General features: G+C 70.4%; 4 protein-coding genes. 3 read left to right on the forward strand and 1 reads right to left on the reverse strand.

What is annotated here, in order from left to right; genetic code table 11:
* The first annotated feature begins 8 nt into the window (after nucleotides 1–8).
* From SB4_RS20055 to SB4_RS14205, 3 genes are read left to right on the forward strand one after another with little or no spacing between them, the layout of a single operon-like run.
* On the forward strand, nucleotides 9–7,670 hold the full coding sequence (locus SB4_RS20055) for a two-partner secretion domain-containing protein (protein WP_193753830.1): 7,662 nt from the start codon (nucleotides 9–11) through the stop codon (nucleotides 7,668–7,670).
* Nucleotides 7,671–7,678: 8 nt separating this feature from the next.
* Nucleotides 7,679–10,813, forward strand: coding sequence for a CHAT domain-containing protein (locus tag SB4_RS14200; protein ID WP_153006235.1), 3,135 nt, complete (start codon nucleotides 7,679–7,681; stop codon nucleotides 10,811–10,813).
* Nucleotides 10,814–10,826: 13 nt separating this feature from the next.
* Complete coding sequence (locus tag SB4_RS14205) at nucleotides 10,827–11,627, forward strand: CPBP family intramembrane glutamic endopeptidase (RefSeq protein ID WP_153006236.1); 801 nt, start codon at nucleotides 10,827–10,829, stop codon at nucleotides 11,625–11,627.
* Nucleotides 11,628–11,641: 14 nt separating this feature from the next.
* On the opposite strand, the gene SB4_RS14210 is transcribed toward SB4_RS14205, so the two are convergent.
* Complete coding sequence (locus SB4_RS14210; protein ID WP_082670187.1) at nucleotides 11,642–12,997, reverse strand: M23 family metallopeptidase; 1,356 nt, start codon at nucleotides 12,995–12,997, stop codon at nucleotides 11,642–11,644.
* Nucleotides 12,998–13,069 lie beyond the last annotated feature (72 nt).

Consider the following 13,069-nt stretch of genomic DNA (forward strand, 5'->3'; position numbering starts at 1 on the left):
TGTCCGCCATGACCCCCGCCCAAACCCCCAGCCCGACCCACGCCGCGTCGCCCGTTCGCCGTCTTCGCCTGATGCTGGCGCTCAGCAGTGCGCTGGGCACCACGACGCTGGGCGGTCTGGTCGCCGCGCCCGCCTGGGGGCAGTCCATTCCGACCCCGGCTAGCGTCGTGCAGACCCAGCAGAGCAATGTGATCGGCAGTCCCGATATCTCCAATCCGGGCGGCAACCTGAAGGTCGTGCTGAACTCGCGGAATACGGTGATCGACTGGAACGGGTTCAACATCCCCGAGGACAAGAGCGCCGATTTCCAGAAGAATGTCCTGGTTCCGGGCGGGGCCGCGGTGCTGAACCGCGACGTGTCGGGCAATGCGTCGCAACTGCTCGGCAAGCTGACCAGCGGTTCCGACGTGGCGGTCTGGGTCTATAACCCGAACGGCATCCTCGTGGGGTCGAAGGCGTCGTTCAACACCGGCTCGTTGGTTCTTTCGACGCTGAAGGTCGACAGCAGCGATTTCCTGTCGGGCGGCAGCAGTTACCGACTGGAGGCGGACAGCGGCAGCACATCGGCGATCACCGTGCTGAACGGTGCGCAGATCAAGGTGCAGGGCGGCAATCGCGGGCTGGTGATGGTCGCGCCCAAGATCGAGGCGGACGGCAACTTCCAGGCGGTCGGGCAGGATGTCGCCTTCGTCACCGCGACCGATGTGAAGCTGTCCTATTCGGCCAGCAGCCCGTTGTCGGTGACGATCAATCGTGGCACGCCGGTATCGGGGCGCAGCCAATATGTGCGCGGCACGGTCGGCGGACAGGACGCGCTGTTCGCGCTCGCGTCGCAATCGACGGTCACCGATGCGCTGCTCCAGATCGATGCGGGCGTCACCACCGCCACGACCGGCGAGCGCGGTATCATCCTGTCGGCGGGCAAGCCCAGCAATGCGGTCGGCGGCGTCACGGTATCGGGCGCAGCGGCGGATACGGGTGGCGTGGCCAATCTGCTGGTCAATGGCGGCCTGACCGTCAACGATGGTGGCAGCGACATCATCGCCGGATCGAGCGGAACGATGGGCCTGACCGGCGCGCTGTCTAGCCAGCGGGATATCCTGTTGTCGGCGGACGGGGCCCTGACCGTATCGGGCGCGGTGACGGCGGACCGCGACTATATCGGCACAGGCACCGGGATCGCGCTGGGCAATGGCGCGGCGCTGGTCCAGAGTGCGGGGCGCACCGTGCGCCTGACCTCCAGCAATGGCGACCTGACCGGCGCGGCGGGCCTGACGCTGCAATCGGGCGGCAGCGCGGGCGTTACGCTGGCGACGACCGGTACGTCGGCGGGCAATATCCTGTTCGATCCGACCAGCAGCCTGATCGGCGGTAACGATCGACAGGGTTATGTCGACATCCGTCAGCGCGATGCGGGCAACGCCGTTGCGCTCGGCAATGTCTCCGCGCGCGGCCTGCGACAGTCGATCGGGACAGGATCGCTTTCCAACGGCCTGACCACGACCGGCGCGCTGGTGCTGGGCAATGTCGATGTGCGGGACGGGCTGGCCCTGACCAGCGCGGGGCTGACCGCCGGGTCGCTCGCGTCCGATCGCGGCGTGACGATCGCGTCCAACGGCGTGCTGGCGACAGGCGCGATCCTGTCGCGCGGCGGCGCGGTCACGCTGACTGGCAGCGGGGCGACCACGATCGGCGGCGCGGTGGGGGCCGATAGCGACCTGACCATCACGCGCGACGGTGCGATCACGCTGGCCGGGCTTTCCTCGGGCGACGACATTGGAATCGATGCGGGCAGCGGCGCGGTCGCGATCACGGGCCCCGTTTCGGCGGGCCTGAAATACCAGGTTTCGGGCAGCGGCGTGACGCTGGGCGGCACGAGCCCGGTGACGCAGACCGCGAAGGACGCGATCACGATCACGGCGGGCGCCGGCGGCATCACCGGCGCGTCGGGACTGACGCTTCAGTCCAATTCGGACAATTTCGGCGGCGGTGCGCTGACCCTGGCGTTGACGGCACCATCGACCACGGGAATAGCCTTTGCGTCCAATACCAGGCTGTTGGGCGGGCCGGATCGACAAAGCGATGTGAAGATCAGCCTGGCCGATCCCGCGAGCCCGATCGCGCTGGGCGTGGTACGGGCAGCGAACCTGACCGGCCTCAACACCACGGGCACGTTGCAATTGGGCAATGTGTCGGTGCTGGGTGACCTGACCGCGCAGGGTGCATCGATCGCTGCGGGCGATCTGACCAGCGCCAATGGCGGCGTTACGCTGACCGCCGCGACGGGCAATGTGACGGCGGGAGCAGTCTCCTCAGCCAAAAGCCTGACCATCACCGCAGCCCAGGCGGTGGCGGTCGGCGGCCTGACGGCGCAGAATGCGATTTCGGTCGGGGCAACGGGCGCGGCGAGCTTCGGCGGCGACGTGACGGGCGGTGGGCCCGTCACCCTGTCGGGCGCGTCGCTCGCCTTTACCGGCGGCAATGTGCGCAGTGGTGGGGCGATCGACCTGCTGGCCTCCAGCGGCGGCATCACCAGCACGGGGGCGCTCGCGGTCGCCTCGACCAGCGGCCAGTCGAACGACTTCATCCGGCTTCAGGCCAATGGCGCGGACGGCATCGCCTTTGCGAGCGGCAGCAGCATCACCGGCGGCACCAACCGCGCGCTGCGTGTCGGGATCTTCAATGCCTCGGCCGATGCGCCGGTTCGGCTGGGCGATGTGACCGCCCGGTCGCTGACCGCGCTGTCGGCGGCGGGCGGCGACGCGACCCGGCCGGGCGGCGCGATCCTGTCCAACGGAGCGCTGGCGTTCGGCGCGCTCAACCTGGTCGACAGCTTTGCCGCCGAAAGCCTGAACGGCAATCTGAGCGTCGGCCAGATCGCGGTGACGGGCAATGGCCAGGGGATCAGCCTGCGCGCGACCAAGGGCACGCTGAGCGTCCAGAACAATCTGTCCACCAGCGGCGACGTGACGTTGGTCAGCGGCACGGGCCTGTCGCTGGGAACGGTGGAGAGCCGCAACGGACGCGCCACCCTGACCAGCGGCGGCGCGATCACGCTGGGCAATCTCAACGGCGCGCTGGGGGCGAGCGCCAGCGGCACGCAATTGACCATGGATTCCGTCCGTGGCGGGCCGGTCACGCTGACCGCCAGTGCGGGAGGTATCCAGGTCGGCGGGATCAGCGGCACCAGCGTGACGGTCGGCGCGACCGGCGGCGCGGTGGCGATCCGCAACGCCCTGACCGCGACCGGCGCGGTGGCGCTGACCGCGACCGGCGATGTCGGCGTCGGCGGCGCGCTGTCGAGTGCCGGACTGACCGTGAATGCGCAGGGCAATGCCGCATTGCTCGGCGGCGTGCAGGCGCAGGGCGATGTGGCGGTGACCGCGAAGGCCGTGTCGCTGGGCGGCGTGCACAGCGCCACCGGTGCCTATGCCGTGACCAGCACCGCCGGCGGCATCACCGCTGCGAACGGCACCTCCATCCTGTCGGACAGCAACAGCCAGGGCGGCAAGGCACTGACCCTGACGGCGACCGGCGACATCGCGTTCGATCCGAGCAGCAGCCTGGGCGGGGGCAACGGGACCTCGGCGGTCACGCTGACCACCAGCGGCGGTGCGATCGGCGTGGGCAATGTCACGGCCAGCGGCTTTAGCGCCACGGGCGCGTCGAGCATCCGCACCGGCGACTTGACGCTGGGCAGCGGCCTGTCGCTGGCGGCGGCGGGCGGCGTCACGACGGGTGCGATCAATGTCGGCACCGGCGGCGTAGCGATCGACGCGGGCAGCGGGGCGCTGACCACGGGTGCGATCAATGCGGGCGATGCGGTCACGCTGAACGGCGGAACGCTGTCCTTCGGTCGCGTCGGCGCAAAGACCCTTAAGGCGACCGCGACGGGTACGCTGACCGGTGGCGCGATCGCGACGCAGGGCGACACGACGCTTCAGGGGCGGAGCATCACGGCGGGCAATGTCGACGCCGTCAATCTGTCGGCGGTGACAGGAAGCGATGCCCTGAACCTGGGAGACCTGACGCTGAGCGGCGCGGCGGCGCTGAGCGGGGGCGATGTCCGCTTCGGCAAGATGACCGGCACGACCCTCTCCGCAACGGCCACCGGCGGGCTTCAGGGCGGCGCGATCACCAGCCAGGGCGCGGTCAATGCGACGGCGACCGGGGCGCTCGCGCTCGGAACAATCAACGCGGGTGGTGCCACGACGCTCGGCGGAAGCAGCGTGAATGTCGGGGCCGTCAGCGCGACGACGCTGACCGCCACGGCATCGAGCGGCAACCTGACCACCGGCGATCTCGCGACCAGCGGCGCGGTCGGCCTGTCGGCGGCGCAAGGAACGGTCGATCTGGGACAAATCACGACCCGGACGGGCGACGTTACGATCCGCTCGGGCGGAACGCTGAACGCGGTGGGCGTGACCTCGGGCGGTGCGGCGACGCTGTCGGCGGCGGGCGGCAATGCGGATGTCCTGCTGGTCAACGGCCTCGATGCGGTGGGCTCGGCCAGCGTCTCGGCCACCGGCAATGTCCGTGCGCCCCAGATCGTGAGCCGCACGGGCGACCTGACGGTCGCAGCACCCAATGGCGAGTTGAGCGGCTATACGCCCGGTTCGGGCGTGACGCTGGGGGCCGGGCCGGGGCGCGCCTTTTCGCTGACCATCGGTGCGGCGGCCCGGCTGGGCGATGTGGTCGGCGGCAAGCTGACCATCGTCGCCACCTCGATCAGCGCGGGCCGGGTCGATACGGGCAGCGAGGCGCTGGAACTCCGTGCGACCAAGGGCGACCTGACGGTGCGCGGTCCGGTGACCGGCGGTACGGTGACGCTGGGGGCCAGCGGCCGGACCAGCCTGAACGACGTCACGGCGTCCGGCGGCCTGAGCCTGACGGGCGGTTCGATCGGCTTCGGCAATGTCGCAGGTGCTACGATCGATATCGCCTCGGCCGGCGCCGTGAATGGCGGGCGGGTAACGTCGAGCGGGACGATCGGCGCGAAGGCGGCCGCGATCCAGCTTGCCGCCCTGTCCGGCGGCGGTCCGGTCAGCGCCGTGGCGACCGGCGGCGACCTGACGCTGGGCGGGCCTGTTACCGGCACCGACGTGACGCTGGGCGCGAGCGGCAACGCAGCGCTGGGTCAGGTGACGGCGGGCGGGGCCTTGTCGATCAAGGGCGGCAGCGTCGGCTTTGGTGATGTGACGGGCACGACGGTGACGATCGCTTCGGCGGGTGCCGTTGGTGGCAACTCGATCAAGGCGACGGGTGGCGTCGGCGTGACCGGCGCGACGGTCGGGCTGGGAAGCGTGACGGGCGGTAGCGTCGGCCTGTCCGCGACCGGTGGCGACCTGAACCTGACCGGACCCGTCACCGGCACCGACATGACCATCGGGGCGAGCGGCAAGCTCGCCCTGACGCAGGCCTCGGCCAGTGGTGCGCTGAAGCTGACCGGCGGCAGCATGGTTTTTGACAGCCTTGCCGGTGCGTCGATCGATGGCCAGTCCGCCGGAGCGATCACGGGCAATGCGGCGCGCGCCGCCAATGGCCTGTCGCTGCGCGGCGCTTCGCTCGGCCTCGGCCAGGCGTCCGCCGGGGCGGGGCTGGCTCTGTCCACGACTGGCGGCGACCTGTCGCTCGGTAGCCTGACCGCGGGCGGCGATGCGGTGCTGAACGCCAGCGGCGCGGCGAGCGTGACCGGCAATGTCGCGGCCGGTGGCGGCTACCGTGTGACGGGCAGCGGGGTGACGCTGGGCGGCCAGGACGGGATCATTCAGAAGGCGGCCGGAGATGTGCGGATCACCGCACGGGCGGGCGACCTGAATGCCGCGCGCGGGCTGACTCTGACCAGCGACGCGGACGGGACGGGCGCGGAGGCGCTGGTGCTGGATGCCGCGGGGCAGATCGGCTTTGCGGGCACGCGGCTCCAGGCGCGGCCCGGCGGCGGCGCGGCACTTGGCCTGCGCGCCGGCAGCGGCCGGTCGATCGAGCTGGGCCAGGTCGAGGCGTCCCGGATCGGCAGCTTCGATGGCAGTGGCGTGGCGAGCAGCCTGACGCACAATGCCAGCCTGACCACGGGCGACCTGACGATGGGAGACCTGTCGGTCGCTTTGACGGGCGGCGATCTGTCGCTGGGCAAGGTCGCGGCGACGGGCTCGGTCGCGCTGCGTACCGATGCGGGGGCAATGACGCTGAGCGACCTGTCGGGCGGTAGCGTCGATCTGGCGAGCGGCGGCGCGCTTTCGACCGGCGCGGTGACCAGCAATGGCGCCGCATCGCTGAAGGGACAGCGTATCGCGGTCGGCGGACGCCTGGCGGTCGCGCGGCAGTTGCTGGCGGAGGCGCGGGCTGCCCTGACGCTACGCGACGTCGCGGCCGGGGGCGCGGTGACGCTGAAGGCGGGCGAGGCGCTGACCGCCGGATCGGTCGAGGGCGCCAGCATTACCGCAGGTGGCGCAGGAGTGACTCTGACCGGCGCGAAGGCGGGCGACACGCTGGCTCTGACCAGCAGCCGCGACCTGACGCTGAACGGCGGCAGCGCGGGCGGTATCGCGACGCTGGACGTGGCCGGGCTGGCGACGATCGGCGGCCTGACCGCCGGGCCGAGCGCGACGATCACGGCCAATGACGTGGCGTTGAACGGCCCGCTGCGCGCGCAGACGGTGGCCTTCGTCAACCGGCAGCCCGGCACGGCCGCGCTGCGGATCGGTGACGGGACGGGCAGCGACGGGCTGCGTCTGTCGGATGCCGAGGTGCGGCAGGTGTCGGCCGACACGCTGCGCTTCGACGCGGGCAATGGCACGATGGAGGTCGGTGCGCTGACCCTGAGCAGCGCCAGCGGGCGCACGATCGACATGCTCGGGACCGGCGATGTCCGCGTCGTCGGCGCGGTCAAGACCGAAGGGACCGGGCGCGCCATCCGCATCGGCGGCGGCAGCGATGGCGGCAACGCGGCCAACATCCATGTCGTTGCGACGCGTGACGGCGGCGGGCGTCTGCTGTTCGATGGTTCGGACGTCGAACTGCGCGGCAACCGTATCGCCATGGGGCTGGCACCCGGCTTCATCGACACGTTGCAGCCGGGCAATGCCGGGCTGGTCCAGGCGCAGTCGCTGATCGGCAACGGCAATTCCGCGCTGTACAATGCCCAGCTGGCGGGTGGCTTCTATGATCCGTCCGCCACCACGACCCTGTCGGCCCGTTCGCTGACCGTCCGGTTCGGCGACTATGCCCTGTTCCAGAATACGGCGGTGCCGGGCGAGTTTTCGGGCCTGAAGATCGGCGGCACGCCGGGTGCGCCGGTATCGCCCGCGCTGCGGATCAGCAGCTTCGGGACGGCGGGGCAGAATGGCGTGGCGCTGTTCGGCACGATCAACGGCATCGGCGGGGCGAGCGCCGCGCTGCTCGGCAATCCGGTGATCGCGATCGACCCCGTGCTGCTGCCCAATAGTCGCATCAACGGCTGTCTGGCCGGATCGGGAGCAGGGTGCATCACGACCATCGTGATCCAGCCGACGCTGCAGGTGTTCCGCTGGAACAGCGAGGAGGTGTTCGGCATCGCGCGCGACGTGGCCGTGCCCTTCTCGCCGGTGATCGGCGCCAACAATGAAGAGCTGCTGAGCGGGTTGCCCGAACTGGCGCCCCAGGCGCCCCAGGACCAGGAAGACGAAAAGTGAGCCTGCGCATGATGCCCCGCCCCCGCCACGCCCTCATGATCGCGGCGCTGGGCAGCTCCGCGCTGGTCCAGGCGGCCGGGGTCACGCCGATCGCCCGGATGGAGACGATCGGCCTGGGCCGCAATGCGGCGGGCGAAAGCTGCGTCGCGACGCGCAATTGGGCCGATCCCGCCGTGCCCGATCGCTTCGACCGCGCCTACACGATCGCCTGTTCGGGGGTGGCGGCCAGCCGTCCGCTCGGCACCGTGCGGGCGGTGCGGATATCGAAGGAAGCGGACGCCAGTCTCGACGCGCAGTTCGACTGTGGGCCGGACGGTGCGGTCACCATCGCCGGGCAAAGCGCCACCGCGCGGCGATGCTTCGACCGGGTGACGGGGCTGGAATCGCTGCGCCTCGATATGGTGCGCGGCGACCGGCATTATGTCGCGGCGGGGACGCCCGTCCTTCTGCCTTTGCTCGAAGAGGCGGTCGCCGTCATCGCGGAGCTGCGACCGCTCAGCGCCGATACGACACGGACACCGCAGGCGACCATCGCGCTGACCGCCTTCGCGCCCCGGCCGGGTGCCGCCTTGCCGGGCGCGGACGGGATGGACAGCGTTGCGCCGTTCGACGTCGCGACCGCGCTGGCGCAGGGGATCAGCCTGAACCACAAGGGGCTGCACGTCGATGCCTCGCGGGTGTTGAACGACGCGCTGAGCCGCATGGACCCGTCCACGCCTGCGCCGCTCCGGGCCGAGTTGCAGCTGGAGGCGGGGCTGGCCGATTCCAATATCCGCTTCCCCGATGCGGCGGCCGCGCATTTCGCCGCCGCCGATGCGATCTTTACCGCCGCGCCCGCCGTGCGCAGTGCGTTCCTGGCGCGCAAGCGGGACACCTATGTCGCGTTCGACGCGATCAACCGCCATGCCTTTGCCGAGGCGCTGGCGACCCTCGACCGGGTGGCGACCGCGCCGCTGGCGGCGGATCAGCCGCTCAGCGATCCGAACGTGCTGCGCCTGCTGAACCAGCCCAGCCAGAACGGCACCGCCACCGCGCTGGCGGTGCCCAACGCTGCGGCGCTGTCGCAACTGGTCCTCGATATCGAGACCCAATATGCGCGCAGCGTCGCGCTGCTGGCGAAAGGCGATCGACCGGCGGCGGAGGCGGCGATCGAGCGGGCCGCGGCCACCTATCGTCCGCTGGCCAATGATCGCTTCGACCAGAGCCAACTGCTCTGGCTGGGCGCGCGCATCGCGCGGCAGCGGGGGCGCTTGCAGGCGCAGCGTGGCGACTATCGCGATGCCTATGACAGCTTTACGAGCGCGGTCGACATGCTGCGGCGGGGTGCGATCGCCAATGCGGGGACGGGCAACGAGCCCGCCATCGCCGAGGCGCAGCTAGACCGTGCGGCCGTCTTCGCCCGCACGGGCGCGCCGCGTCCCGCCGTGCGCCAGGCGTTCGGCGAAGCGGTCGACGCGTTGATCGACTCGCGCGGGACGTCGCTGGGCAGTTCGCTCGGCATGGAGGATTATCTCGACCTGCTGGTGGCCGAGGCCGCCAAGCCGCAGGCGGACACCTATGACCGCTTCTTCCGCGCGGTGCAGGCCAATGGCGAGCCCGCCGTCGCGCGCCAGCTGACCCAGCTGCGGTCGGTGGTCACCGCCGCCGGACCGGTCGCGACCGCTCTGCGCGAACGCGCCGACCTGGAGCGCGAGATCACCCGGTTGCGCTATGCCATCGCCGGAACCGCGCCGGGGCAGGGCAACCCCGCCGATCTGGAGCGCGCCCGCGCCGCCGCCGAGCAAAGGCTGCTGGCGGTGGATGCCCAACTGGCCGCCGATCCGCGTTATCGCACCCTGGACGACGCACCCGCGACCCTGGCCGAGCTGCGTGCCGGATTGCGACCGGGCGAGAGCTTCATCAAGCTGACCAAGTTGAACCGGCGTATCTACGGCCTGGTCGTCACCCGCGACGCGACGTTCATCTATCATGTCGCGGGCAGCGAGGCGGCGACCCGCGCGGTCGAGACGCTGGGCAAGCAGCTTCGCGCCTCGATCGACGGCGATCTGAACGTCGGCAAGCTCGTCCCCTTCGACGAGGCGCGGGCCTATACGCTCTATCGCCTGATCGCGGGACCGGCAGCCGTCACGTTGCAGGCGTCCCGATCGATCGTGGTCGATCCGGCGGGGCCGCTGGCGACCTTGCCGCTGGGCGTGCTGGTCACGCGCTATGACCCCAAGGCGGTGAAGGCCGATCCCTTCGACTTTTCGCAGACGGCATTTCTGGCGCGCGGCGCGGCGATCTCCAACGCGTTGTCGCCACGCTCCTTCCTGGTCGCGCGCAACACTCCCGCTTCGCGCGCACCCCGGCCGTTCCTGGGGCTGGGGCAGCATGTCGCCCCGGCGGCGGTCAGCGGTGCGGCAGCCGACAGGCCCATCCCGGTCGGCTATGGCTGCATGGTCGATTATGGCCGCCTTGCCAGCCTGTCGCGCAGCCTGAAGCCGATCAGCGCGCGGGAGATCGATATCGCGGCCAGTGCGCTTCAGGCGCGGCCCGCGCAGATGCTGATCGGTCCGGCCTTTACCGATACCGGGGTCGAAAGCCGTAGCGACCTGAACGACTATGAGGTGCTGCACTTCGCCACCCATGGCCTGACCGAGGGTGTCTGGGGCTGTTCCAAGTCGCCCCCCGCGCTGGTGACCTCATTCGGCAATGCGCAGTCGGACGGGCTGCTCAGTTTCTCAGAGATCGCCGAGTTGAAGCTCGACGCCAATCTGGTCCTGCTGTCGGCCTGCGACACGGCGGCGGGGGTGCGCGACGAGGCGCTGGCGCGCAGCGCGGGGCAGGAGGAAGCGGGCGCGACGCTCGACGGCCTCGTCCGCGCCTTCCTGGCGGCCAATGCGCGGGCCGTGATGGCGACCTATTGGCAGGTCTCGGCGGAGAAGGAGAGCGATGAATTCATCCGCGCCTTCTACACCCGCGCGCGCACCGGCACGCTGGGCCAGGCGATGCAGGCGGCGCAGCAGGCGCTGATCGCGCAGCCGACCTATTCGCATCCCTTCTACTGGGCGCCCTATTTCCTGGTCGGGGACAGCAGCAAGACCGCCCTTTCGGAGCCGCCGCCGCCGGCACCGGCCGCTGGCGTACCCGTCGCCGCTCGCTGAACCGGATCTGGTCATGACGCAGCCTGTTCGAAATGCGGTGATGGCGGCGATCGGGCTTGTCCTGGTCACGCTCTGGCTGCGTTTCGCACCGGGCCTGGTCGGCGGAGGGGTGAGCGAAGGGGCTTGGGGCGAGGCCGGGTTCACCGTGGCGGTATTCGGCCCGCTGCTGCTCGGCTGGGTCGGACGTCGGCTGGCGGGGATCGGTGGAGCGGAGGGCGCATGGGGCCGTTCGCTCGGGTTCGGGGCATTGACCGGGCTGGGCGGGCTGTTGCTGGCGACCGGCTATACGGCCATGGCGGGAACATTGGTCCGGGGGCCGACTACGGCGGTCGGGCCTCTGCTCGCGCTGGGGGTGATCGTCATTGCGGTGCAGGTCGCGGCGGAGGAGTTAGTCTTTCGCGGCTGGCTGCAACCCGTGGTGCAATCGCTGGCCGGTCGATGGGTGGCGGTTCCGTTGGTTGCCGCCCTGTTTGCTGCCCTTCACCTGATCGCGGGGGGCGCGAGTGGTGGCGTGGCCCTGCTCAACCTGTTCCTGGGCGGGATGCTGTTCGGCCTGATCGCGGCGGGGCGGCAGGGGCTGGCAGGGGCGGTGGCTGCGCATTTCGCCTGGAATGCGGGTGAGCAATTGCTGCTGGGGCTCGATCCCAATCCCGGGGTCGGAGCCTTTGGGGCGTTGTTCGACCTCGATCTGCGGGGGGCGTCGCTCTGGGGAGGATCGGATCAGGGGCTGAACGGCAGCTGGGCGATGAGCCTATCACTGCTGGCGCTGGTGGTCGGCTGGCTGCTCGCCGCCCGCCGGAGCGGCGCGGCATGACGTGGTGCCTTGGGTCAGGTCGCCGACGTCACCCGCGTCGTGTCGATCCGGTCGCGCTGGGCCCGGAACCGCTTCAGCGCTTCGCCGGTCAGCGCCCGGCCGCCATCGACCTTGATCGACATGGGGTCGACCGGCTGGCCGTCGATATGCACCTCGTAATGGAGGTGCGGGCCGGTCGAGCGTCCGGTGGTCCCGACCTCGCCGATCTGCTGTCCCTGGGCGACATGGCTGCCGGGAGCGATTCCAGCCATGATCCGGTTCATGTGCAGGTACAGCGTGTCCCAGCCATTGGCATGGTGCAGCCGCACGAAATTGCCGTTCGGGCCCTTGGGACCGGCGAACGTCACCACCGCATCGCCCGCCGCATAGATGGGCGTGCCGGTGGGCGCGGCGAAGTCGGTGCCCTTGTGCATCTTCCAGAAACCCAGGATCGGATGCCCGCGCATCCCGAAGCCCGAACTGATCCGCGCCGCCTCGACCGGGGTGCGCATGAAGGCGGTGCGGCTGCTCCGGCCGCTGCTGTCATACCATTCGGCCTGCGCGTCGCCCGGGGCCTGGAACCGATACAGGGCGCGCGACTTGGCGGCGGTCGACAGCGAGGCATAGACCAGCTCGGGCGTTCCCACCGGCGTACCCTCGGCGGTCACGCGCTGGGCAAATCCCGCCTCGAACACGTCGCCGGGCGCGACCTCGCGCTGCATGTCGAAATCATAGCGGAAAGCATTGACGAACGGTCCGATCAGCACGTCGCTGACCCCAGCCGCCACCGCCGAGCTGTAGAAGCTCTGGCCGTCCAGCTCGCCGCGAACGAACCGCACCACGCGGCGGAGATGCGCGGCGAGCGGGGTGGCGGCGAAGCCCTCGGCCTTGCTCACCAGCGTCACCCCCGACCCGTCATCGCGCACCGCATCGAGCGCGGCGAGGCGAACCGCGTCGCCGCGATGCGCCAGCGTAAAGGTCAGGCGTATGTCGCCCTTGCCCTGTAGCCGGTCGCCGATCGCGCCCAGCGCCGCGCGGCCATCGGCGGGGGACACCCCGGCGGCGGCCAGTGTCGGGCCGAGATCGGCGGCGCTGGCGATCACCAGGGTCCGGTTTTCCGGTGTTTCCGAGGCGCGTGCGATCGGTGCCGTGGCGGCTTGCGTGTCGAAATGGTCCGGACGCGCCAGCATCGCGACCACCGCCCCCGACGCCGCTATGGCCAGCCCGGCGATCCAGGGCAGGGTACGGCCGCCGCGCCGAAACGCGCCGGGCGCGGTGGCGGGCGTGCCGCTTATCCTATCTTGGGTCGATAGTTGTGGAACCGAAACGGCCCGTCGTTCGATCCATGATCGCGGGTCGAACGAGGGTTCTTCGTCGTGGGGATATGTCATGGACCTCCGTCAGGCGTCCTGTTCTGTCACGCGCGAAATCAGAATTGCTCCAATTACCGTCTGGGGCAATAA

Origin of the sequence: Sphingomonas sanguinis (assembly GCF_001476905.1) — a bacterium.
Lineage (GTDB): Bacteria > Pseudomonadota > Alphaproteobacteria > Sphingomonadales > Sphingomonadaceae > Sphingomonas > Sphingomonas sanguinis_B.

Excerpts from the sequence above, each read along its gene's own strand:
- SB4_RS14205 (WP_153006236.1), top strand. The coding sequence starts at position 10,827 with ATGACGCAGCCTGTTCGAAATGCGGTGATGGCGGCGATCGGGCTTGTC.
- SB4_RS20055 (WP_193753830.1), top strand. The coding sequence starts at position 9 with ATGACCCCCGCCCAAACCCCCAGCCCGACCCACGCCGCGTCGCCCGTT.
- SB4_RS14210 (WP_082670187.1), bottom strand. The coding sequence starts at position 12,997 with ATGACATATCCCCACGACGAAGAACCCTCGTTCGACCCGCGATCATGG.
- SB4_RS14200 (WP_153006235.1), top strand. The coding sequence starts at position 7,679 with ATGATGCCCCGCCCCCGCCACGCCCTCATGATCGCGGCGCTGGGCAGC.